20 protein-coding genes and 2 pseudogenes are annotated in these 23,318 nt (G+C 69.8%); 10 read left to right on the top strand and 12 right to left on the bottom strand.

Annotation, left to right across the window (positions count from 1 at the left end; genetic code table 11):
* From gnd to C1A38_RS32620, 4 genes and pseudogenes are all read right to left on the bottom strand, one after another.
* Complete coding sequence (gene gnd / locus C1A38_RS16635) at positions 1–873, bottom strand: phosphogluconate dehydrogenase (NAD(+)-dependent, decarboxylating) (protein ID WP_013736609.1); 873 nt, start codon at positions 871–873, stop codon at positions 1–3.
* A 38-nt stretch (positions 874–911) separates the two neighbouring features.
* On the bottom strand, positions 912–2,045 hold the full coding sequence (gene dnaN / locus C1A38_RS16640; protein WP_102658739.1) for a DNA polymerase III subunit beta: 1,134 nt from the start codon (positions 2,043–2,045) through the stop codon (positions 912–914).
* A gap of 775 nt (positions 2,046–2,820) precedes the next feature.
* A pseudogene (dnaA, locus tag C1A38_RS32205) lies at positions 2,821–4,014 on the bottom strand (chromosomal replication initiator protein DnaA); the annotation flags it as partial.
* A 333-nt stretch (positions 4,015–4,347) separates the two neighbouring features.
* A pseudogene (locus tag C1A38_RS32620) lies at positions 4,348–4,644 on the bottom strand (chromosomal replication initiator protein DnaA); the annotation flags it as partial.
* A 644-nt stretch (positions 4,645–5,288) separates the two neighbouring features.
* Here C1A38_RS32620 and rpmH point away from each other — a divergent pair.
* From rpmH to C1A38_RS32440, 9 genes are all read left to right on the top strand, one after another.
* Positions 5,289–5,426, top strand: a complete 138-nt coding sequence (gene rpmH, locus C1A38_RS16650; RefSeq protein ID WP_007073824.1) for a 50S ribosomal protein L34 — start codon at positions 5,289–5,291, stop codon at positions 5,424–5,426.
* Between the two features lie 34 nt (positions 5,427–5,460).
* Positions 5,461–5,874: a ribonuclease P protein component gene (gene rnpA / locus C1A38_RS16655; RefSeq protein WP_102658741.1), complete on the top strand. Its 414-nt coding sequence runs from the start codon at positions 5,461–5,463 to the stop codon at positions 5,872–5,874.
* Positions 5,875–5,918: 44 nt separating this feature from the next.
* Positions 5,919–6,158: a membrane protein insertion efficiency factor YidD gene (yidD, locus tag C1A38_RS16660; RefSeq protein ID WP_204292969.1), complete on the top strand. Its 240-nt coding sequence runs from the start codon at positions 5,919–5,921 to the stop codon at positions 6,156–6,158.
* Positions 6,159–7,136 (top strand): membrane protein insertase YidC, encoded by a 978-nt coding sequence (gene yidC / locus C1A38_RS16665; RefSeq protein WP_102658743.1) that lies wholly within the window; start codon positions 6,159–6,161, stop codon positions 7,134–7,136.
* A gap of 213 nt (positions 7,137–7,349) precedes the next feature.
* Positions 7,350–7,922: a Jag family protein gene (locus tag C1A38_RS16670; RefSeq protein ID WP_102658744.1), complete on the top strand. Its 573-nt coding sequence runs from the start codon at positions 7,350–7,352 to the stop codon at positions 7,920–7,922.
* A gap of 100 nt (positions 7,923–8,022) precedes the next feature.
* Positions 8,023–8,733: a 16S rRNA (guanine(527)-N(7))-methyltransferase RsmG gene (rsmG, locus tag C1A38_RS16675; RefSeq protein ID WP_102658745.1), complete on the top strand. Its 711-nt coding sequence runs from the start codon at positions 8,023–8,025 to the stop codon at positions 8,731–8,733.
* Positions 8,734–8,977: 244 nt separating this feature from the next.
* Positions 8,978–10,255, top strand: coding sequence for a ParA family protein (locus tag C1A38_RS31395; protein WP_102658746.1), 1,278 nt, complete (start codon positions 8,978–8,980; stop codon positions 10,253–10,255).
* A gap of 27 nt (positions 10,256–10,282) precedes the next feature.
* Positions 10,283–11,293 (top strand): ParB/RepB/Spo0J family partition protein, encoded by a 1,011-nt coding sequence (locus C1A38_RS16685; RefSeq protein WP_102658747.1) that lies wholly within the window; start codon positions 10,283–10,285, stop codon positions 11,291–11,293.
* A gap of 1,296 nt (positions 11,294–12,589) precedes the next feature.
* Positions 12,590–13,522 carry a hypothetical protein gene (locus tag C1A38_RS32440; RefSeq protein WP_102658748.1) on the top strand — a complete coding sequence of 311 codons (933 nt, stop codon included), beginning with the start codon at positions 12,590–12,592 and terminating at the stop codon, positions 13,520–13,522.
* Here C1A38_RS32440 and C1A38_RS16695 read toward each other — a convergent pair.
* Together C1A38_RS16695 and C1A38_RS16700 are read right to left on the bottom strand one after the other, a co-directional pair.
* Positions 13,509–14,501, bottom strand: a complete 993-nt coding sequence (locus C1A38_RS16695) for a D-alanine--D-alanine ligase family protein (protein WP_102658775.1) — start codon at positions 14,499–14,501, stop codon at positions 13,509–13,511. The two genes, C1A38_RS32440 and C1A38_RS16695, sit on opposite strands and share 14 nt — an antisense overlap.
* A gap of 8 nt (positions 14,502–14,509) precedes the next feature.
* Positions 14,510–15,823: an aminotransferase-like domain-containing protein gene (locus C1A38_RS16700; protein ID WP_102658749.1), complete on the bottom strand. Its 1,314-nt coding sequence runs from the start codon at positions 15,821–15,823 to the stop codon at positions 14,510–14,512.
* 291 nt (positions 15,824–16,114) lie between these two features.
* Between C1A38_RS16700 and C1A38_RS16705 the strand changes: the two genes are divergently transcribed.
* Positions 16,115–16,780, top strand: coding sequence for a GNAT family N-acetyltransferase (locus C1A38_RS16705; RefSeq protein WP_102658776.1), 666 nt, complete (start codon positions 16,115–16,117; stop codon positions 16,778–16,780).
* A gap of 46 nt (positions 16,781–16,826) precedes the next feature.
* On the opposite strand, the gene C1A38_RS16710 is transcribed toward C1A38_RS16705, so the two are convergent.
* The 6 genes from C1A38_RS16710 to C1A38_RS16735 form a co-directional block, all read right to left on the bottom strand.
* The gene (locus tag C1A38_RS16710) at positions 16,827–17,993 is read right to left on the bottom strand and encodes an N-acetylmuramoyl-L-alanine amidase (protein WP_102658750.1); all 1,167 of its coding nucleotides are present in this window, start codon (positions 17,991–17,993) and stop codon (positions 16,827–16,829) included.
* Between the two features lie 178 nt (positions 17,994–18,171).
* Positions 18,172–18,495: a thioredoxin gene (gene trxA, locus C1A38_RS16715; protein ID WP_013736593.1), complete on the bottom strand. Its 324-nt coding sequence runs from the start codon at positions 18,493–18,495 to the stop codon at positions 18,172–18,174.
* Between the two features lie 32 nt (positions 18,496–18,527).
* The gene (trxB, locus tag C1A38_RS16720) at positions 18,528–19,478 is read right to left on the bottom strand and encodes a thioredoxin-disulfide reductase (protein WP_102658751.1); all 951 of its coding nucleotides are present in this window, start codon (positions 19,476–19,478) and stop codon (positions 18,528–18,530) included.
* A 174-nt stretch (positions 19,479–19,652) separates the two neighbouring features.
* Positions 19,653–20,726 carry an RsmA family anti-sigma factor gene (locus C1A38_RS16725; protein WP_102658752.1) on the bottom strand — a complete coding sequence of 358 codons (1,074 nt, stop codon included), beginning with the start codon at positions 20,724–20,726 and terminating at the stop codon, positions 19,653–19,655.
* Positions 20,723–21,460 (bottom strand): RNA polymerase sigma factor SigM, encoded by a 738-nt coding sequence (gene sigM / locus C1A38_RS16730; RefSeq protein ID WP_373307053.1) that lies wholly within the window; start codon positions 21,458–21,460, stop codon positions 20,723–20,725. The genes C1A38_RS16725 and sigM overlap by 4 nt, the downstream gene beginning before the upstream one ends.
* A 40-nt stretch (positions 21,461–21,500) precedes the next feature.
* Positions 21,501–23,102 carry a protein kinase family protein gene (locus C1A38_RS16735; RefSeq protein ID WP_102658754.1) on the bottom strand — a complete coding sequence of 534 codons (1,602 nt, stop codon included), beginning with the start codon at positions 23,100–23,102 and terminating at the stop codon, positions 21,501–21,503.
* Positions 23,103–23,318: the final 216 nt, after the last annotated feature.

Genomic DNA, 23,318 nt, shown 5'->3' on the forward strand with positions numbered 1-23,318 from the left:
TCAGCGCTTGCGGACGGCGTGGCCGCCGAACTGCTGGCGCAGCGCGGAGACGGCCTTCAGGGCCGGCGACTCGTCCTGGCGGGAGGCGAACCGGGCGTACAGCGAGGCGGTGATGACGTGCAGCGGTACGGCGAGGCGGACCGCCTCGTCGACCGTCCAGCGGCCTTCGCCGGTGTCCTCGGTGTAGTCGGTCAGCTGAGCCAGCTCCGGGTCCTCGTCGAGCGCGCGGTCGAGCAGGTCCAGCAGCCAGGACCGGACGACGGTGCCTTCCCGCCAGGACTTGATCACGCCGGGCACGTTGGTGACCAGCTCGGAGGCGGTCATCAGCTCGTAGCCCTCGGCGTAGGCGTGCATCAGGCCGTACTCGATGCCGTTGTGCACCATCTTGGCGTAGTGGCCGGCACCGACCGGCCCGGCGTGCACGAAGCCGAAGTCGCCCTCGGGCTTGAGCGCCTCGAAGATCGGCATGAGCCGGTCGACGTGCTCCTGGGAGCCGCCGACCATCAGGCCGTAGCCGTTCTGCCGGCCCCAGACGCCCCCGGAGACACCCACGTCGACGTAGCCGATGCCGCGCTCGTTGAGCCGTTCGGCGCGCGGAGCGTCGTCGCTGAAGCGCGAGTTGCCGCCGTCGATGATGATGTCGCCTTCGCCGAGTACCTCGGCCAGTTCGTCGATGGTGGCGTCGGTGACGGCGGCGGGCACCATCACCCAGACCGCGCGGGGAGCAGCCAGTTTCTCGGCCAGTTCCGACGCGTTCGCGACGTCACTCAGCTCCGCGTTGTGGTCAAGACCGACCACCTCGTGTCCGGCGGCGCGCAGTCGCTCGCGCATGTTGCCGCCCATCCGACCGAGGCCTACCAGGCCGAGCTGCATCTCGTTGTTACCTTTCGTGGGGTGCTGGTTCTCTGCGATCAGCGGGATACGCGGATCGGCATGATGAGGTACCGGTACCCACCGATGAGCTCGCCATCCTCGCCAGCTGGGGAAATGACCGCCGGCTTGAAGGCGTCGACGAACTGGAGTACGGCGAACTGCGCGCCGAGGTTTGCCAGCCCGTCGATGAGGTACTGCGGGTTGAAGCCGATGGTGAGTGGCTCGCCGGTGAAGGTGGCCTCCATCGCCTCGCTGGCCCGTGCCTCCTCGGTGCCGCCGGCCTCGACGACCAGCCCGTCGGCGCTGAAGCTGAGCAGCACGGGGGTGGTGCGCTCGGCGACCAGGGCGACTCGCTTGACGACCTCGATGAGGGTGCTGACCGGCACCCGGGCCTCGGCGTTGTGGCTGGCGGGGAAGAGTGAGCGCACCGGCGGGTAGTTGGCGCCGTCGAGCAGGCGGCTGGTGGTGCGCCGGGTGCCGCCGGAGAATCCGATCATGCCTTCACCGGCTGTGCCCTGGGACAGGGCCATGGTGACCTGGCCGCCGAGCGGGCCAAGCGCCTTGGCGGTGTCGTTGAGGGTGCGGGCCGGCACCAGCGCGTTGATGCTGATCTCCGGGTCGTCGGGGTTCCACTCCATCTCGCGCAGGGCGAGGCGGTAGCGGTCGGTGGCGAGCATCGACAGGGTGCCGCCGGACAGCTCGACGCGTACGCCGGTCATCATCGGCAGCGTCTCGTCCCGGCTGGCCGCGACGGCCACCTGGGAGACGGCGGCGGCGAAAGCGGCCGCGTCGATCGTGCCGGCGCTCTCCGGCATCTCCGGCAGGGCCGGATAGTCCTCCACCGGCATGGTGGGCAGGGTGAACCGGGCGCTGCCGCAGACCAGTTCGAGGTGCGCGCCGACTGCGGCGATGTCCACCGGCTTGCCGGGCAGTGCCTTGGTGATCTCGGCCAGTAGGCGACCGGAGACCAGCGCGGCGCCGTCGGCGTCGCCCTGTACCTCCACCGTCACCTGGCTGGACACCTCGTAGTCGAAGCCGGACACCTGCAGGGTGCCGTCGGTGACACGGAGCATCACGCCGGCCAGCACCGGTACGGACGGCCGGTTGGGCAGGCTTTTTGCGGTCCAGGCCACGGCCTCGGCGAGCGCGTCGCGCTCCACTCGGAACTTCATCAATGCCTCCGCGTCGACGTCGACGTCGTCAACTCTCTCATGCCGGCCGCTGCCCACCGACCCGCCTGGCGTGCGGTACCCCTCGCACCTTAGGGCGCGTGGGTATCGGCTGTGCGTCCGACCCCGTGGTTCGTGTCGGTGCTGACGACTGAGTTCGGCAGCAATCCAACGATCCACAGGAAGTCCAACGGTGATGATTGGTTTTCGTTCTTTTAGAAGAGATAACTCATCGTCTTCATCGCACCTGTGCAAACTGTGGAGAACCCTTATCTGCCCAGGTCAGCGCGTTATCCACCGGTGGTTTTGCTGTGGAGAACCCGGGGTACAACCGAGTCCTCGGTCCACAGGTGGGTCCGGTGTCCCCAGTTGTCCACCGCTGTCCACTGGTTATCCACCGGTTATCCACCGACTTTCTCCCCAGCCCTGTGGATCGGGGTGGCCGTCGCGACGCCGGTTTTCCCCAGAACCTTCAACAGCTTCCCCACAGGTGGGTCGTCCGCGGTGGACAGAGCGAACGGCTGTCCCCAGGCGTCCACAGGCGTCCACAGGCGTCCACAACGTTGTCCCCAGCTTTTCTCCACAGCCTGTGGGTAACCGGCCATATGCAGTGCGTGGTTGTCCACAGCCTGTGGGTGACGAGCTGTGGACAACGAGTGGGAACCTGTGTGGTCACGGCCTCGATGCTGTGGTCTACACCTCGTCGAGAGTCAACTCACCCGGCACCAGAAAGCCCGGCCGGGTGATCCCAGCCGGGCTCGTACGGGCGCTTACGCCCTCAGGTGTTCTGCTTGATCCGGTTGGTCAGCTCGGCGATCTGGTTGTAGAGCGAGCGCCGCTCGGCCATCTGCTGCCGGATCTTCCGGTCGGCGTGCATGACGGTGGTGTGGTCCCGGCCACCGAACGCCTGACCGATGCGGGGCAGCGACAGGTCGGTCAGCTCGCGACACAGGTACATGGCCACCTGACGGGCGTTGACGAGCACCCGGGAGCGGGAGTGGCCGCGCAGGTCCTCCAGGCTGACGCCGAAGTAGTCGGCGGTGGAGACCATGATCTGGTCGGCGGTGATCTCCGGGCCGGCGCCGTCCGGGATGAAGTCCCGCAGCACCTCCTCGGCCAGCGACAGCTCGACGCTGGAGCGGGTCAGGCTGGCGAAGGCGGTGACCCTGATCAGGGCCCCCTCCAACTCCCGGATCGAGTTCGACACCCGGGAGGCGATGAACTCCAACACGTCCGGCGGGGCGTACAGCCGCTCCTGCGCCGCCTTCTTCTGCAGGATCGCGATCCGGGTCTCCAGGTCCGGCGGCTGGATGTCGGCCAGCAGGCCCCACTCGAAGCGGGTCCGCAGCCGGTCCTCCAGCGTGGCGAGCTGCTTCGGCGAGCGGTCCGAGGTGATCACGATCTGCTTGTTGGCGTTGTGCAGCGTGTTGAAGGTGTGGAAGAACTCCTCCTGGGTCCGCTCGCGGTTCTCCAGGAACTGGATGTCGTCGATCAACAGGATGTCGACGTCGCGGTAGCGGCGCTGGAAGGCGCTGGTCTTGTCGTCGCGCAGCGAGTTGATGAAGTCGTTGGTGAACTCTTCGGTGGAGACGTACCGGACCGAGCGGGCGTTGCCCAGCGTGGTGGCGTAGTGCCCGATGGCGTGCAGCAGGTGGGTCTTGCCCAGCCCGGAACTGCCGTAGATGAACAGCGGGTTGTACGCCTTCGCCGGTGACTCGGCCACCGCGACGGAGGCGGCATGGGCGAACCGGTTGGACGAGCCGATGACGAACGTCTCGAACATGTACTTCGGGTTGAGACGGTTGCCGCCGCTGTCCGCGCCGGCGGGCAGCCGCCGGTCGTCCCGGGTGCGATGGTCCGTGCCGCTGCGGCCGGGGCCGCTGTCGGTGCCACCACCGTCGCCGGGCAGCGAGCGGATCACGTGCTGGTCGCGGGGAGAGACTCCGGGATCGTCGCCGTACCGGCCGGCGAACCCGCGCGGGCCGGGGGTCGGCGGATCCAGCTGGCCGGCCCGGTCGGCGAAGCCGAGTCGCTGGGGTTGCCGCCGCGCTTCCCCAGCCGAGCGGCCGGGCTCACCGAACGCCGCGCCGAAGAGGGTCTCCTGGCCGTCGGCCACGGGTGGGCCGGTACGCGGCCCGCCGTCGGCGACGTGGGGAGACTCCGGTACGGGTCGGTCGTACCGGTGGGGGTGGTGCTGTTCGGGAATGAGCGGAAGCTGCTGGCGGTCGTCGGTGGTCGCCCCCGACTCGGCCGGGCCGGAGAAGTCGACCGGGCCGCCGTCGTGAACGGCCGGCCCGGATTCTGCGGCGCTGTGGTAGACAGTGCCCTCGGTACGGCCGTCCTCGGGTAGCCGAACGGTGACAGCTACCTGGATCGGTCGGCCGAGCCGGCGGGTGAGCGCCTCGGTGATGGCCGGTCGCAGTCGCGACTCGATCACGTCTCGGGTGAAGGCGTCGGGCACGGAGAGCAGCGCGGTGTCCTCGACGATGGCCCGTAACCGGGTCAACCGCAGGTACGCCCGCTGCTGTGCAGAGATGATCTCGTCGGCGAGTTCATCCGTGGTCGCCGTCCACACCGCGGCAAGGTCGGTCGTACCGGCCACCGTCGTGCCACCCCCTCGCCTCTGCTCCCGGATGCCGCCGTCCCCCCGGCCATCCGGAGGTCCAGTGCCGGGTAGGTGTGACCGGTAGCCCACCCGTCGTCCCACCCGGTCGTTCTCCACAAGTTATCCACAGCCTGTGTGCCGACCGATTGTGGCCGCCTGCCGGGCATGGGTCGGACCTACCCCTGCCATGGCCGGGTGCTGAAGCGGGGTTCACCGTGCCGAACGATTCACCACCGTGTCCGGTCTTGCCCTGCCGGCGACATCCGGACCTGGAGACGCTGACCGCAATCGGGCACGGTAACAGCGTTGTCGCCGCATCATCAACCGTCGACGCGCCTGGTGCCTGTCGGCATCAGTGAAATCCACCGCTTCGGTCGTACTTCACCGCAGGTAAACCGTACGGGTCGGTCGGTTTGACGGTGATTGCACCCCGACCTACGCTGGAGGGGCTGCTCTCACGCCCTCTGCTAGGGTGATGGGTGCTCGCTGCCTGTGGGGGCTCCCGGTGTTCATGAGATGCCGCGGAGTGTGCGCTCGTCGCACCGTCCGGGCAGCACCGATCGAGGCCGCCAGCGCGGTGGCCTGGACCACCACGACCTCGGCGACTGATGCCGTGGCCGTCCGACAACGGAGAGCCTGACGTGAGCAAGCGCACCTACCAGCCGAACAACCGCCGGCGCGCGAAGACCCACGGCTTCCGGCTGCGTATGCGCACCCGGGCCGGCCGCGCCATCCTTTCGACCCGTCGCGCCAAGGGTCGCGCCCGCCTGTCGGCCTGAGGCCGACCGGGCCCGCTCCCGGGGACTGGCAGTCGTGCTGACAGCCGCGCAGCGACTGCGGCGCAGCAGCGACTTCGCCGCAGCGGTCCGCAGTGGCCGTCGGGCTGGTCGGGGCACGGTGGTCGTGCACCTGACACTGCCGGGCACAACCGGGGGCACCCCAGACGTAACGCCGGAACCGGTGCGGGGCGGCACGGAGGAGAACTCCGCGCCGGAGTCCCGTGCCGGTTTCGTGGTTTCCAAGGCCGTCGGGCCGGCAGTGGTCCGGAACAAGGTCCGCCGTCGGTTGCGGCATCTGGTCCGGGAGCGGCTGTCGGAGCTGCCGGCGGGAAGCACCCTCGTCGTACGGGCCCTGCCGGCCGCCGCCGAGGCCACGTACCAGCGGCTCGGCGCTGACCTGGACGACGCGCTGCGGGCCGCTCGGACCAGCCGGGGACGGCGACGGTGAACACCCAACCGAAAACGGGTCGTCCGGCTACCCTCGGTGCCCGGGTGCTGGCCCTTCCTATTATCGCGTACCGTCGGTGGATAAGTCCGGCGCTGCCGGCCCGCTGTCGGTTCTACCCGTCGTGCAGTGCGTACGCCTTGGAGGCGGTAACCCGACATGGCGCGCTTCGGGGAGCCGGTCTGACGGTCCGGCGGCTGTCGCGCTGCCATCCATTCAATCCTGGTGGATACGACCCGGTGCCGGTGCCGGGCGACCGCCGAGCTGCCGACGTGACTGGAGCCTGAGTGTTTAGTCTCGACTGGATCTACTACGCGATCTCGTGGATCCTGCTGGCCTGGCATTCGGCCTGGGACGCCATCGGGGTCCCGGAGACCGCGTTCCTCGGCACCAACTGGTCGTGGATCCTGGCCATCATCTTCCTGGTGGTCACCGTTCGGGTGATCCTCTTCCCGATCTTCGTCAAGCAGATCAAGTCGCAGCGCGCGATGCAGGCGCTTCAGCCGCAGGTCAAGGCTCTGCAGGAGAAGCACAAGGGTGACCGGGAGACGCTCCAGAAAGAGATGATGGAGCTCTATCGGAAGGAAAAGGCCAACCCGTTGATGGGCTGCCTTCCGATGTTCCTCCAGATCCCGGTGTTCCTCGGCCTGTTCCACGTGCTGCGTCGCCTCAACCCGGACCCGGCGAAGGCCAACAAGGACATCTACGGGTGGACGGTCGAGCAGTTCAACAGCGCCTCCGACGCGACGCTGTTCACCGCCCCGATCGCCAGCAAGTTCGGTTCGACCGCGGCGGAGCTGGCCCAGCTGGGCGCGAACGGCACCACCGTCAAGGTCATGGCCGGCGTCCTGGTGCTGGTGATGATGGGCACCACCTACCTCACCAGCCGCCAGATGATCCTCAAGACGGGCTGGGCCGAGGACCCGCAGCAGCGGATGATCCAGCGCCTGATGCTCTACGGCATCCCGCTGTCGCTGCTGATCTCCGGCGCGATCTTCCCGATCGGTGTGATCATCTACTGGGTCACCAACAACCTCTTCACTCTCGGCCAGCAGCAGTGGGTGCTGCGCAAGTTCCCCCCGCCGGTGACCGCCACCAGCAAGCCGGGCACCGGCGCTCAGCCGGCGAAGACCAGCGGCCTGTTCGGTCGTAGCAAGCCCGCGCCGGCACCGACCAAGCCGGCCGCGCCGAAGGTCGCCGGCCCGAAGCCGGGTGCCAAGCCGGCCAACCCGAAGAAGGGCCGCCCCGCCAAGCGGCAGGGCTGAACCGTCCGGGCCGTCGCCGGGAAGCCGGCGACGGCCCCTCGCATTGGCGTGCAGCCGCCGGAAGGTCGGCGCCGCAAGCGCGAAGCGCCGCGCAGGTCGCGGTGAACGGGCGAAACTGCCCTACAGACGTGCCCGTGGGCACCGGTGACGTCCCGCCGGCCCCGGGGAACCAGCGGACCGCAGGTCCGGCCGAGCGAGTACGGAGATGACACCGTGACCGACACCAGCATCCCCCGCGCCGACCAGTCCTTGGACGACGAGCCGACTGCGGCGGCTCCGGTCGACGGCGAGCCCGAGGAGACCGAGACTGCGCCGGCCAAGGGCGACGGCGACCTGTTCCGGCAGAGTGAGATCGCAGCCGACTACATCGAGGGCCTCCTCGACATCCTCGACTACGACGGCGACATCGACGAGTTGGTGTCGGGCGGTCGCCCGGTGGTCGAGGTGGTCGGTGGCCGCCTGCAGAACCTCGTCGGCCAGCGGGGTGCCACCCTCGAAGCCCTCCAGGAGCTGGCCCGACTGGCCGTGTTCCGGCAGACCGGCTCGCCGAGCCGGCTGCTGCTCGACGTGGGCGGCTACCGGGCCAACCGGCGCAAGGAACTCGCTGCGGTGGCACGTAACGCCGTCGAGAAGGTCAAGGAGCACGGCGAAGCGGTGCGGCTGGAGCCGATGTCCGCGTTCGAGCGCAAGTGCGTGCACGACGTGGTGAACGCGATCGACGGGGTGGAGAGCGAGTCCGAAGGTGTCGAGCCCAACCGGCGGATCGTCGTCCGCCCCGCGGACTGAGCGGGTGTACGGAGACGACCTCAGGGGTGGTGTCCCGACCGGCCCGGGTGGTACGCCGCCCGGGCCGCCGGCTGTCCGTCCCGAGAGCCCCGATCCGGCCGTGGCGCTGTTGCCGCCGGAGTTGGCCGAGGCGGCCGGGCGCATCTTCGGCGCCCGCCTCGACCTGGCTGCCGCGTACGCCGAACTGCTGGCCACCGACGGTGTGGTGCGTGGCCTGATCGGGCCGCGCGAGGCACCTCGGATCTGGGATCGGCATCTGCTGAACTGCGCGGTGGTGGGTGAGTTGATTCCGACCGACGCCACCGTCATCGACGTGGGGTCCGGCGCCGGACTGCCCGGACTGGTGCTCGCCATCGCCCGACCCGATCTGCAGGTGATGCTCCTCGAACCGCTGGCGCGCCGTACCGCTTTTCTGACCGAGGCGGTGGACGCACTGGGCCTGGAGGACTCGGTCCAGGTGCTGCGCGGGCGGGCCGAGGAGGCCGCGGTGGGACCCGACCCGGTACGGGGTGACGTGGTGACCGCCCGCGCGGTGGCGCCACTGGATCGGCTTGCCGCCTGGTGCCTGCCACTGGCGGCACCCGGCGGTCGGCTGCTGGCCCTCAAGGGCGCCTCGGCGGCCGACGAGATCGTCGAGCATGCTGCTGCGGTGCATCGCCTCGGCGGTGCGGAACCGGTGCTGCACCGCTGTGGGGAGGGCATCGTGGAACCGCCCGCCGTCGTGGTGGAGATCGTGCGGGATCGTCTGGTGGGCCCGACGCCTCGTGGATCGGCCAAGAAGTCCCGAGGGGGCAAGTCCCGCCGCCGGTGAGGGTGCGCCTCACGTCTCTGTCCAAACAGTCACGGATGTGGGTGTTGCACCGGCGGGTTACGAACCCAACATGGACCGGCCACGCCCATGGGCCGTAGGCTGACCGCGCGTCGATAGTGTGGAGCGGGCGGCGATGGATCTTCTCCGGGCCTGCCGCTCCTGCCGGGCGAGACCTCTGCGGGACAGCGCGAGTGGCCCGGTTGACGGGTGCGGGCCGACCATCCGAAGCGGGCAGGGATGACAGGTGCATGACGACGGTAGGTATGACGATCCGCGCGTGACAGGGTCGGCGGGCGACCCTGTTTCACGTGAAACCGAATTCCCGGGTTGGCGACCTTCCGAGGGCGGCGCCCAGAGTCCGCCGGTCGCTCGCGGAGAGGCCTCCGAGCCGGACGCCCCGTGGCCTCGCAGCGGTGAGGTGAACCCGGGTGCTCCGGATTCGGCGGCTCGACCGGGCAATGCCAGCCCCGAGGCGCGCGTGATCCCGATCCGTCGAAACAGTTCGGCGTCGGCCCGCTTCGAGGCGGCACCGCCGCACCAGCCGGTGCCGGATCCGCGGCCTGCGTCCGACACGCCCGCCGGGCCCTACGAGCCGGCAACCCCCGAGGCCGCGTACGTTTCACGTGAAACCCCGACGCGCGAAGAGGATGACCCACCGTTGGCTATGGAGGCGATGCGCGCCGTGCAGATCCTGAATCCCAGTGGCGAGGTGACCATGCCTCGGCCGGAGCGGACCCGGGTCATGTGTGTCGCCAATCAGAAAGGCGGCGTGGGGAAGACCACGACCACGGTGAACCTTGCGGTGGCGCTCGCCCTGCACGGCAACCGGGTACTTGTGGTGGACCTCGACCCGCAGGGCAATGCCTCCACCGGGCTCAACGTGCCGCACCACACAGGCGTCCCGGATGTGTACGACTGCCTCATCAACAGCGTGCCCCTGGAAGAGGTGGCCCAGGCGGTCGAGGGCATTCCCAATCTCTGGTGCGTACCGGCCACGATCGACCTGGCTGGTGCCGAGATCGAACTGGTCTCCGTGGTGGCCCGTGAGTCGCGGCTGGCCCGCGCCATTGCCGCCTATCCCGGGCACTTCGACTACGTCTTCATCGACTGCCCGCCGTCGCTGGGCCTGCTGACGGTGAACGCGTTGGTGGCCGCCCAGGAGGTCCTCATCCCCATCCAGTGCGAGTACTACGCGCTGGAAGGGCTGAACCAGCTGATCAACAACATCAACCTGGTCCGCCAGCACCTCAACCCGCGGCTTGAGGTCTCCACGATCCTGCTCACCATGTACGACAGGCGTACCCGGCTCGCCGACGCGGTCGAGCAGGACGTGCGGAACCACTTCGGCGACAAGGTGCTCCAGGCGGTGATTCCGCGTAACGTCCGGGTCTCCGAGGCACCCAGCTACGGCCAGTCGGTGATGACCTACGATCCCGGATCGCGGGGGGCGACGAGCTACTTCGAAGCTGCCCAGGAGATCGCCGAGCGGGGCGTCAAGGAGCCGGTGAGCCGGAATGCGTAGTGCGGATGAGGCGCTGGGAGGGGTGGCATGAAGAACCGTCCTCGGGGCGGTCTGGGACGGGGCCTGGGCGCGTTGATCCCGACCGGACCGGCACCGGATGTCGGTGCCGGCTCCGCCGCGATCCCGACCGCGCCGAGCGTGGCGCCGGCCGTCGACGCACCACCCACCGTGTCAGTGCCGGCGCCGGCGAGCACGCCTGATCCGATCCTGAGCCCGGTACCCGGCGCACGCTTCGCCGAGATTCCGGTCGACTCGATCGTGCCCAACCCGAAGCAGCCTCGGCAGGTCTTCGACGAGGAGGCGCTGGAGGAACTGAAGACATCGATCCGGGAGGTGGGCTTCCTCCAACCGATCGTGGTGCGCCAGCTCGACGACGAGAAGTTCGAACTCGTCATGGGCGAGCGACGCTGGCGAGCTGCCCAGGCGGTCGAACGGGAGACCATCCCGGCGATCGTCCGGGACACCCGCGACGACGCGATGCTCCGCGACGCGCTGCTGGAGAACATCCACCGGGCCAACCTGAACCCGCTGGAAGAGGCGGCGGCCTATCAGCAGTTGCTGGAGGAGTTCGGTGCGACCCACGAGGAGTTGGCTCGCCGGATCGGTCGCAGCCGGCCGCAGATCTCCAACACCATCAGACTGCTGAACCTGCCGGCCCAGGTGCAGCGGCGGGTCGCCGCCGGGGTGCTCTCGGCGGGACACGCCCGGGCGCTCCTGAGCCTGGAAGACCCGCAGGCCCAGGAGCAGCTTGCGCTGCGGATCGTGGCCGAAGGTCTGTCGGTACGAGCGACGGAAGAGATCGTCGCGCTCTCGCTGAGCGAGGGGGCGGGCAAGAAGGAAACGGCGAAGCGCCGCGCCAAGCCGCACGCACCTGGGCTCAACGATCTCGCCGATCGGCTCTCCGACCGCTTCGACACCCGAGTCAAGGTCGACATCGGGCGGAGCAAGGGCAAGATCACCATCGAGTTCGCCACGGTGGACGACCTGGAGCGGATCGTCGACATCATCGGAGTCAACCAGGAGCAGGCGGAGGGCTGACCGCCCGAATTCCAGCCTTCACTGCAACGGCCGCACTCTTCTTCGGAAGGTGCGGCCGTTGCGCTGGGCGCGGGCGTTTCACGTGAAACAGGGACGCGTCCTGACCCTTCACCACCGACACAGTTGATCAAGAGGTTTGCGTCTGGACTCGGCCGGATTCAGACGCAAACCTCTTGATCAACGCGTGGGGGCAACGCGGCGGGCAACGCGGCGGGCGACGCGTGGAGGGTGATCGGTGTCGCACCCGCGTCCGTTCCCGCTTTGCTGCGCACCGCCCCCCGGTGCCTCAGCGGGTATGCCGGGCAGCGGCCTCGGCTCCTGGTGCGGCCGGATGCATTCTTGTTGTTGGCCTACAAGCCCGGCCCTTCGTCTGATAGCGCGCCACCAGACGGGTCTGCCCCTCTGGGCGCCGCTGGGCCCTGGAGAGGCCCAAGGGCACCCTGAGGCTGGGCGGATGATTTTGACGCCGCCGTGTCGACTACAGAGGGCGGGAGGCTATGAAGGGGAGACGCCGGCGGCGCAGGGCGTTCGTGGCCGGCTGGCGTTCAGCGTCAAGGAGGAAACGGCCCGGCGGGCGCGGGCCGAGGCGATGGGACGGCCGCCTGACGACCGGACACCCAGCCTCGGCTGTAGCTCGGCTTCCAGGGCTGCCCAAGTGGAGGTTCAATCAGTCGCTCGTCCGGCTGTCGTCACCGGCCAGGATCCGACCGATGACGATCCCGGCGTCCGCCTCGGCTGGGACACGGAGACACCCACGACTGCCGAGTCGCCGGCCAGTCCCCCACGACAGCGACGGAGTTGGTGGCAGTGGGGAAAGCTGAGCTGACGACCCCACCCCCGACGGTTTTCGTCCTCCTGCTGACGCTTGTCCAATCCAGGCAACTCGGATCAGCGTTCACCGGTGGTCGAAGACTTCGAGCCACAGAGCGGTTCCGAGGTCGGCGGGGACAGCGATGCATCGCGGCCGACCTCGGAACCGAGCCGCGCTGAGCGTGGCTTCGAAGGAGGCACGGTTTCACGTGAAACGTGGCCGCCTCGCCGGCCGAGCCTACCGATGTCCACAGCCACTCGAAGGGCCAAATGTTATCCACACCAGTTATCCACAGCCCTTCGTTGTTTCACGTGGAACATGGACCGAAATCCCTTGTCGAAGCAGGGCTCGCAGGTGTGGCCGGAGCGTCGGAGAGCCTGTGGATATCCCTGGGGACAACCGCTGATTCGGCCTGATCTTCGCCCGCCGAGGCGAACCCGATTCGGGTAGGGACAGCGGTGCCGGACTCGGTTAGGGTCAGCCTCGTGCCCGACACCCCTCCCTCAGTCCCGGACTTCACCCAGTGGCCGTCCTTTCCCTTCGAGGGTGACCTGCGGGTCAAACACCTCGACGACCCGGTCCCGGTCGAGCCGCCCCGCAAGGGCGAAGCGCACCGCGAATGCACCGCCTGTCAGGCGCCGGATGACGCCTACATCTGGGTCGGTGAGCGGTGGCGCGTACGCGCGATGGACCGTCCCACCGGCCTGCCGATGGTTCTCATCCTGGAATCCCGGTCGCACCTGGATCTCGGCGACCTGCCCAATCTGCTCGCCGCCGAGCTGGGCGTGATGACCGTACGACTGGAACGCGCCATCCGGTCGTTGGACGGGGTGGCCCGGGTCCACGTCAACCGTTGGGGCGACGGGTCGGCGCACCTGCACATGTGGTTCCTCGCCCGCCCGTACGGGCGGCTTCAGTTGCGAGGAACCTTCCTCTCCCTGTGGGACTCGATCCTGCCGCCGATCTCCGAGGGGAAGTGGCGGGAGAATCTGGCCCTGGTGGCTGCCTGGCTGGCCGAGTTCGGTGGACGCCCGCTCGCCGAGCCGCCCCGCATCCAGTGGCAGGCCCCGTCCAGCCTTGCCGCGCAGTCAGCGTCGGCCGGGAACGAACCGACCGAGGGCGGGTCGCTGCTGGACGCGATCGGAGAGACGGCCGACCCACCCGACGCGCCGGGCGGCGTTCCCGTGGCCGCTGCCGACGACGAGGCCGAATCCGGGGCGCAGACGACCGCGGAGCCGGCCGAGTCGCCGACACCGCAGGGACGCAGCATTGCCGAGCAGGAGGGCGACCACGCCGACGACTCCCCGGCACCGCAGCAGGAAGAGTCGGGCGGCGAGGCCACTGCGGTGCCCCCGCAGGCGAGCGAGGTAGCTGAAAAGCCGGGAGAGGTGCCGCCTCAGGCGGTCACCGGCGGGTGACGGCGCGGGCGACCAGGGAACCGATCACCCGTCCGAAGTCCAGCCCGGCGGCCTGCACCGCCAGCGGCAGCAGCGAGGTCTCGGTCATGCCCGGGGAGACGTTGACCTCCAGGACATGCGGCTGCCCGGCCGAGTCGACGATGAGGTCGACCCGGCTGAGGTCACGGAGTCCGAGCGCCGTGTGAGCGGCGATCGCGACCTCGCCCACCTTCTCGGCGACCGCAGGTTCCAGGCGTGCCGGCGTATGCCAGGTGGTCCGACCGGCGGTGTAGCGCGCCGCGTAGTCGTAGACGCCGTTGCGGGGCACGATCTCGACCGGCGGCAGCGCCTGGGGGCCGTCGCCCAGGTCGATGACGGAGACCGCGACGTCCATGCCGGAGACGTACCGTTCCACAAGCGCAGTCGGGTCGTACGCGAAACAACCGACCATGGCGGCCGGCAGCGCCGCCGCGTCCCGGACCACGGCGGCGCCGAGGCCCGAACCACCCTGGGCAGGCTTGACCATCAGCGGCAGTCCCAGCCGGTCCACGATGCGATCCAGCACCGCAACCGCGCCCAGCTCGCTGAACCGGTCGTGCGGCAGCGCGACCCAGTCGGGAGTGGCGATGCCCGCTTCCCGAAGCACCGCCTTCGCCGACGGCTTGTCCCAGGCCAGCCGGGAGGCCCGCGCGTCACAGCCGACGTACGGCACACCGCAGAGGTCGAGTACGCCACGCAGCGAGCCGTCCTCCCCGGTGGCACCGTGCAGCGCGATCACCACGGCGTCCGGCGGGTCGGCGGCCAGCGCCGGCAGCAGAGCCACGTCGGCGTCGCGTAGCTCCGCCTCCACCCCGACCGACCGCAGCGCGTCGAGCACCCGGCGGCCCGAGCGCAGCGACACGTCCCGTTCGTACGACAGGCCACCAGCGAGCACGACCACGTGCAGGTCATCGGCGGTGGGACCGGACACAGGCGTTTCTTCGGCAGCGGCAGAACCCATGCCGGGCATCATGCCAAGTCAGGACCGGGGGTGTCCGAGCCGGCCTGGCCGCGCCGGTTGCCCGGCCCGCCGACCGCGCCGAACACCCGCCGCATGGCGATGTCCTGCTCCATCACGCCGGCCAGCCGGCGTACGCCCTCACGGATCCGTTCCGGCGGCGGGAAGGAGAAGTTGAGCCGCATGTTGCCGGCCCCGCCGCCGTCGGCGTAGAAGCCGGTGCCCGGCACGTAGGCGACCCGCGCGGCGATGGCCCGAGGCATCATCGCCTTCGAGTCGAGCCCTTCGGGCAGGGTCGCCCAGACGAAGAGACCGCCGCCCGGGTTGGTCCACCTGGTCCCCGCCGGCATCAGATCCGCCAGCGCGGCGAGCATCGCGTCCCGCCGCTCCCGGTAGACCTCCCGGTAGACCTTCAGCTGCTCACGCCAGGGCATCGTGGTCAGGTACGTGCTGACGGCCGCCTGCGCGTACGCGCTGGGGCAGAGGATCTGCGCCTCGCTGGCGATGACCAACTTGTCGCGTACGGCGTGCGGGGCGAGGATCCAGCCGACGCGCAGGCCGGGGGCGAACGTCTTGGAGAAGGTGCTGAGGTAGAAGACCCCGTGCCGGCGTCGGGCCCGCAGCGGAGCGGGCGCTTCCTTCTCGAAACCCAACTGGCCGTACGGGTCGTCCTCGACCACCAGCAGACCGGCGCGTTCGCAGATGTCCAGCACCCGTTCCCGGCGCTCCTCGGTCAGCGTCACGCCGGCCGGATTCTGGTACGTCGGGATGGTGTAGAGGAACTTCACCCGCCGCCCGGCCCGGGCCTGCTCCGCGATGGCTGTCTCCAGCGCCTCCGGGATCAGGCCGTCCTCGTCCATCGGCACGTGCACGACCTGCGCCTGGGCGGCCTGGAAGACCCCGAGGGCACCGACGTAGGTCGGGCCCTCGGCGAGTACCACGTCACCCGGGTCGAGGAAGAGTCGCGCCACCAGGTCGAGGGCCTGCTGCCCGCCGACGGTCACCACCACGTCGTCAGGTGACGCCCCGCAGGAGGCGTCGATCCCGGAGAGGGACATCACCTCGCAGATCCGCTCGCGTAGTTCCAGGGTGCCCTGGCCGATGCCGTACTGGAGGGTGGTGGTTCCGTGCTCGCTGCTGAGCCGACCGAGCATCTCGCCCACCGCGTCCAGCGGCAGCGCGGCGATGTACGGTGCGCCACCGGCCAGGGAGACGACCTCCGGTCGGCTGGCGACCGCGAACAAGGCCCGGATCTCCGAGGCGGTCATCCCCCGCACCCGGCGGGCGTACCGGTCGGTGTAGTCGTCGAGCGTTGTGCCGGTCATGACATCACCTCGATGCTGCGCGGACGGCTCCGTCCCGGATACCCGGGACACCGGCGACCATGGCGGCACGGCACGCCGAGTGCCGATCCTAGCCGCCGAACGACGCCGACGGCGTGTGCGATTCCGCGCCCGTCCACATACCGGACCGGTCGCTGACCGTCCTGACGTGGGCGTTTGCGCGTCCTCTCCCGCGCCGCCGATCAGCGGCGTACGATCGCTCGTCGGGGCAGGAATGCGGCGGGTGGCGTCCGAGCCGGTCCCACCGCCGAGCCTAGTGTGGAGAAGCACGCGATGTCGCGACGACTGGTCAGTCTGACCCTGGACACCCTGGAGGACCTGCCCCGTCCGTGCCGGCAATGCGTCTACTGGGAGCTTGATCCGGTTTCCGCCGACCGTGCCTGCGCGGCCGGTGACCCCGGTCTCGAGAAGGAGGCGTGGGTCTCGCAGACCCTGCTGGAGTGGGGTTCCTGCGGCAAGCTGATCTACGTCGACGGCATGCCGGCCGGGTTCGTCATGTACGCCCCACCGGCGTACGTGCCCCGCTCGATGGCGTTCCCCACCTCCCCGGTCTCCGCGGACGCCGCGCTGCTGATGACGGCGAACGTGGTACCAGCCTTCGCCGGCGGCGGGCTGGGCCGGATGCTGGTGCAGGGGGTCGCCCGTGACCTCACCAAGCGGGGGATCAAGGCGATCGAGGCGTTCGGTGACGCGAAGTTCGGTGACGCGGCCGACCCGGCGGGCGCCTGTGTCGCACCCGCCGACTTCTTCCTCTCGGTCGGCTTCAAGACCGTCCGCCCGCACCCCCGCTACCCCCGGCTTCGCCTGGAACTACGGACGGCGTTGAGCTGGAAATCGGACGTCGAGTACGCGTTGGAGAAGCTGCTCGGCTCGATGAGCCCGGAGTCGCTGCTGCGTCCGGTGCGTCCCACCCCGGCCACCCGGTCCACCATCGGCTGAGCGCGCAGCCGGTTCGGCGGCTGAGCGCGGACCGGTCCGGCGTCGTTCAGTCGACCACGTTTCCGGCGGCGACGGCGGCCCGCAACTCGCTGACGTCCAGCGAACCGGTCGGCACGTCACGTTCGTCCGGCAGGTACATCCGTTGCACCGCCGCCACGATGGCCTCGACGAGCTTGTCCCGAAACCGGGGCTCGACAAGCCTGCCGCGGTCCGTCGGCGAGGTGAGGTAGCCGACCTCGATGCGTACCGCCGGCATGCGGGTGAGTCTGAGCAGGTCCCACGCCTTGGCGTGGGTACGGCAGTCGCGCAGCCCGGTGCGCGCCACGATCTCCCGTTGGACCAGCCCGGCCAGTCGTTCCCCGGTTGCCGAGGTCACGCCGTTGTCGGTGCCGTAGTGGTACGTCGCGACCCCTTCGGCAGCCGGATTGGCGTGCCCGTCGGTGTGCAGGGAGATGAACACGTCCGCGCCGAGAGAGTTGGCCAGGTGCGCCCGGTCGATGTCGGGCAGGCACGTCTCCGGTGCCGGTCCCCGGGTGAGCTGCACCCGTACGCCCGACGCGGCGAGCCGACCCTCCAAGCGGCTGGCCAGGTCGTGCATCAGATCCGCCTCGGTCCACCGCAGCGGCCCGTCGGGTACGACCACACCGGGCTCGGTGCCACCATGGCCGGGGTCGATGACCACCGTCCGGCCGACCAGGGTGGGACCGGACTGCCGGATGGCGTCGGACTCGCGCAGCCACTGCGGCCTGCCGCCGACCACCTTGCGGCCGAGCCGGCGCAGCGCCCCCATGGTGTGCGGGCCGCAGGTGCCGTCCGGGGTCAGCCCCACCTCACGCTGGAACTGGGCCACCGCCCGAGACGTTCGGACGCCGTAGATCGCGTCGGCTCGACCGGTGTCGTACCCCATCTCCAGGAGCCGTTCCTGCAGCGACCGGACGTCTTCGCCGGTGAGCGGCACCGGCACCGCGTGGTAGAGGGTGCGGGCACCGAGTCGCCAACGGGCGGCGTCGAGCGCCCGCCACGTTTCGGCGCCGACACGGCCGTCGACGCTGAGGCCCCGGGACTGCTGGAAGGCCCGTACCGCCCGCTCGGTGGCGGTGTCGAACTCGTCGTCGTACGGGCCGGTGGCCTTCGAGAGGAGGTCCAGGCTGGTCAGTACCGCACGGATCTCGGCTACCGCAGGTCCGCGGTCACCGGAACGGATCGGACGCACGCACGACCCCCTCTGTACGGTCGATGGCTGGCCAGGCCCGTCGGCGAGGACCAGGTGGTCACCGGCGTCCGGCGGCCCTCGGTTCGAGGTTATGCGCTGGCGATCCGCAGGGATGGAAAACGCCTCGACCCCGTGCCGGCGAGCCGGTCACGGGGTCGAAATGGCGGTACTGCGGGGCTCAGAGAGCCGACTGGATCAGCTTGACCAGCTCACCCTTGGGCTTGGCACCCGCGATCGACTGCACCGGCTCACCGTTCTTGAACACGGTGAGGGTCGGTACGGACATCACCCGGTAGGCGCGGGCCGTCTCCGGGTTCTCGTCGATGTTGAGCTTGACGATGCTGACCTGGTCACCCATCTCGCGGGCGATCTCCTCCAGCAGCGGTGACACCTTGCGGCACGGTCCGCACCACTCAGCCCAGAAATCCACCAGAACCGGCTTGTCGGACTTGAGTACGTCGACGACGAAGCTAGCGTCGGTGACCGACTTGGTTGCTCCCACTGTTTGGTCCCTCCTGCATCGGTGTGTCTCGTTCAGTCCGTTGCCAGCGTGGCGATGAAGCGTTCCGCGTCGAGTGCGGCGGCACAGCCGGTGCCGGAGGCGGTGATGGCCTGCCGGTAGGTGTGGTCGACCAGGTCACCGGCGGCGAACACACCGGGGATGCTGGTCCGGGTGCTGGGGGCCTCGACCTTCACGTACCCCTCGTCGTCGAGCTCCACCTGCCCGCGGAACAGCTCGCTGCGCGGGTCGTGGCCGATCGCCACGAAGACGCCGGTGACGTCGAGCACCTTGGTCTCGCCGGTGTGCACGTTGCGGATCCGCGCCCCGGAGACCTTGCCGTCCGTGCCGAGGATCTCCTCCACCACGGAGTTCCACTCGACCTTGATCTTGTCGTTGCTCAGCGCCCGCTCGGCCATGATCTTGCTCGCCCGGAACGAGTCCCGACGATGGATGATGGTCACCGAGTCGGCGAAGCGGGTCAGGAAGCTGGCCTCCTCCATCGCCGAGTCACCGCCACCGACGACCACGATGTGCTGGTTGCGGAAGAAGAAGCCGTCGCAGGTGGCGCAGGAGGAGACGCCGTGGCCCAGGTACTCCTGCTCACCCGGTACGCCCAGCGGACGCCACGCGGAGCCGGTGGCGAGGATGACGGCCCTGGCCCGGTAGGCGGTCTCGCCGACCCAGACGGTGCTGTACGCGTCGGGGCGGGCGGTGTCGGTCAACTCGACCCGGGTGACGTCATCGGTCAGGAACTCCGCGCCGAACCGCTCGGCCTGCTTGCGCATGTTGTCCATCAGCTCGGGGCCGAGGATGCCGTCGGCGAAGCCGGGGAAGTTTTCTACCTCGGTGGTGGTCATCAGCGCGCCGCCGGACTGTACGCCTTCGATGATCAGGGGCTTGAGGTTGGCGCGGGCCGCGTAGACCGCCGCGGTGTAACCGGCCGGCCCAGAGCCGATGATGATCAGGTTGCGGACCTCGTCCACTGCCGTCTCCCAATCGTGTTGACTTGTCGGCATCGGTGAAGCGCCGATGCCGAACCGAGTGCCGACGCGGCGGCAACTGACTTCCAGAACATCATCGTAGGAACCGGAGATTCCCGAGCCGGTCATCCGGTGGGTCAGGTCACGTGGACGGCCAAACGTCCGGCGCCTGACGACTCACCCTACCCGCGTACGGTGGCGGCTGTCCGAGCCGGATCCGGGGATACCACATTCAGGGCCGCTGACCCACGCCCATCGGGTGCCGGCGGCGTCGGTGAAGCGCACCACCAGCGCCGGGTGTCCCTGGAAGCGGGCGTACTCGATGTCCTCGAAGACCAACGGCTGTGCGCCGTGTTCGGTGCCGATGTCCGCGAGGCAGGCGGTCAGCGCCACCTGGTCGTCGAGCCGGGCCAGGTCCGCGGGGCCGGCCATGCGATCGACGTCGCCACTGGCATCAGGTGTCTCGGTGCTGGAGTAGGCGTTGAACTTGGCTTCCGGCTCCGTCGCCAGTTCCTGCGGGGTGTAGTCCCTCCCGGTGTGGCGCTGCGGGGTGCCTTCGGTGACCGGGAGCCGCTGGGGCGAGGTGTTGACCGCGGCCCGCTCGGGACCGGCCTGGCCTTCCTGTGCGTGCGGCGTGGCGGCCGGATCGCTCAGCGCGGTGCCCGCTGTCGTGTCGCCGCCCTGATTCGGCCGGACCAGCTGCAGGGTCCCCAACCCGACGACAAGCGCGGCAGCGAGGGCGACCGGCCCTGCGACGCGGGCCCAGCGGCGGCTCCGCCGACCGGGCCGGGTGGCGTTGCGGTCGGGACCAGGCCGGGTGGCGTTGCGGTCGGGACCGGCCGGGGGTGCGGCTTGCGGACGGCGGCCACCGAGCGGCTGCGCCGGAACCCGAGACGGTCGCCCGGTGGAAGCCCGATCGTCGCTGTGGTCCGAAGCCGTTGCCGGGATGTCCGAATCCAGATCGGTGTCGTCGCTGTCGGGCAGGACGTCGGAGAGGTCAGCGGTGTCGAGTGCGGCGCGGATCCGGTCGGCGACCTCGGGCGGCATCTCCACCGCGGAGCCGCCCCAGCCGAGCAGATCGGTGCGCACCTCGGCGACGGCCGGGGCGAGCAGCGCGTGCGCCTGTGCCCAGGACGGATCCTGGGCGATCAACCGGGCGACCTCGGCCTGCTCCGGGGTGCCCTCCAGGGCACCGCCGAGGTAGTCGGCGAGCAGGTCGTGGTCGACCTCGCTGAACTCCCCGGCAGTCACGTTTCCTCCTGGTTGACGTCCGGCCTCCAGGACCGTCCCGACCCCGATCGGACGTCCCGCCGGGCACTGGGGTTCCCTGGGGTGACCGCCGGCACTTCCGAAAGTGCCTCGTCACTGCCGGTCCGCAGGTGACCGAGCAGTACGGCGAGCCGGGCTCGACCCCGGGCACACCGGCTCTTGACCGTTCCTTCGGCCACGCCGAGGATCCGGGCGACCTCGGCGACCGGGTAGCCCTGCACGTCGACAAGCACCAGCGCGGCCCGCTGCTCGATCGGCAGGGTGGCAAGCGCCTCCCGGACGACGAGCGCGGTGTCGTGGTCGCGTACCGGTGCGGCGGGCTCGACCCCGCCGGTGCCGTGACCGTCGCCCGGCTCCCGAACCCCGTCGGGCAGTGGCACGGTGGGATGGGCCTGGCGTCGGCGGATCCGGTCGAGGCAGGCGTTCACCACGATCCGGTGCAGCCAGGTGGTGACGGCCGCGTCGCCCCGGAACCGGGCGGCAGCCCGGTGCGCCGACAGCATGGCGTCCTGGAGGGCGTCCGCGGCCTCCTCGCGGTCGCCGAGCGTACGCAGGGCAACCGCCCAGAGCCGGTCCCGGTGCCGCTGGAACAGCTCACCGAAGGCGTGCCGGTCACCGGCAACGTGGGCGTGCAGCAGGTCGAGGTCACTGCCCGTCTCGCTCACCGTTGCTCCACCCGTCCGGCCGGAACCGGCGTCACCCGTCGCTGCCTCCATTGTCAGGCTCGGTCGGGGCACCGGTTCGGCCGGGCCCGGCTCATGACCCCTGGACCGTGATCTCGTTGACCCCGACCTTGTAGCCACTTCCGTTCGGCGGCAGGTCGGTGATCCAGAACAGCAGGTAACGGTACTTCTGGTCGGCGTCGAAGCCGTTGAAGGTCATCGTCGTGCCGTCGTGCGCCTCGAACGGCTGACCGATCGGGTTCTTCTTGTACGCCTTGAGAATCTCGTCGTCGCCCTTGTTGGTCGAGGGCTGGTCGATGGTGCCGGTGAGCAGCTCGGCGGAGGCACCCGTGTCGGAGAGGTTCACCTGCACCGACTTGATGGTGTGCTCGCCACCCAGGTCGATCCAGACGCCCATGCCCCGCTTGTAGTTGCCGAAGTTGCTGGCCCCCCGGTAGGTCTGCGTCGACCAGCCGTCGTCCTTGTCGCCGTCGAAAACCTTCTCGGCGTCGCGGACCTCGGCCCGGTCCCGGCTGTCGGGGTCGATGATCCGGGCGGCGCTGATCTTCAGGTTCCGGACCGCCGGTGCCGCCGGCTCCTCGCTCACCGGCGCGCTGGAGGTGGGCGCGGCGACCGGATTCTTCTGCGGCTCGTCCTCGTCGCCACCGAGGGTGCTGATGCCGATCAGCAGACCGACCAGGGCGAGCGCGAGCAGCCCCGCGATGCCCAGGGCGACCTTGCGGCCACCGGCGGCGGCCAGCGGCGAGGGCTCCTCACCGGTCTCGGCGGCGAAGCGCAGCGGACCGTTGGCGTCGAGGTAGTCGTCCTCGGGCACGTCGAGTCGGGCCAGTTCCGCCGCCAGGACGTCCGAGGAGGGCGGCGCGATGTCGGCGTCGAGCAGGTCCATCGTGAGGTCGTCCAGGTACGCCGGCACACCGGCCCGGACCTGACGGGGTGCCGCCGCCGCACCGTTGGCGTCGCGTACGGCGTCGGGGATGGCCGCCCGGCCGTGCCCTGCGGTGGCGCCGTGCAGTGGGGCCTCGGCGTGCGGCCAGTAGCCGGTCAGCGCGAAGTAGAGGAGGCCGCCGACGGCTCGGACGTCGTTCTCCTGGCTGTCGGCACCGTCGGTACGGGCATCGGCCAGCACCACCCGACCGTCGTCGCTGATCATCACCGTGCCCGGGTGCACGTTGCCGTGCACCATGCCGGTGGCGTGTACGGCCGCCAGAGCGCTGGCGACCGCGTTGCCGACGGCGGTGGCCCGGGCGGCGTCCAGGGGTCCTTCGGAAACCAGTTCCCGCAGCGAATGCCCGTCAACCCACTCGCGCACCACGTAGGCCCGCTCGGCCTCGTCGATGGCGTCGTAGACGCCCACCAGGTTGGGGTGGATGACCCGGCTGGCCGCGACCGCGGCCTGGAGCATCTCGGTGGCGGAGTCGCCACCCGGATAACGCATCACGACCGCTACCGGCCGGCGCAGCACGACATCGACCCCACGCCAGACCAGCCGGCCGGCGCTGTCGTTGTTGATGTGCTCGACCAGTTCGTAACGCTCGGCGAGGACCTCACCGGCCGTCGGAGCACCGAAGGTCATGACCGGCGGAGTGGTCTCGTCCGCGTCCTGACCCTCGCCGACCTGGGTCACCCGTCCTCCCTCGGTGATCTTGTCGATCGATGGACCCGCGCTGCTGGGCATGTGACTTCCCGCTCCGCATTCGTCTGGCACGGGGCGACCGGTTCCGACGCGAGCCGGTGCCTGCCGTACCCGTCGAGAGCGACCTTACCTGGGTTGGCCGTCTCCCCGACATGTCATCTTCCCGCCGTGACCAACAGGGGTGTTCGCACTCGGGCGCACTCGTCCGGTTACGACCGATGTCGGCCACGTTGCTGGTACATGTACCAGCCAATCTAG

The sequence above is a fragment of the Verrucosispora sp. ts21 genome (genome assembly GCF_002879555.1).
Lineage (GTDB): Bacteria > Actinomycetota > Actinomycetes > Mycobacteriales > Micromonosporaceae > Micromonospora > Micromonospora gifhornensis.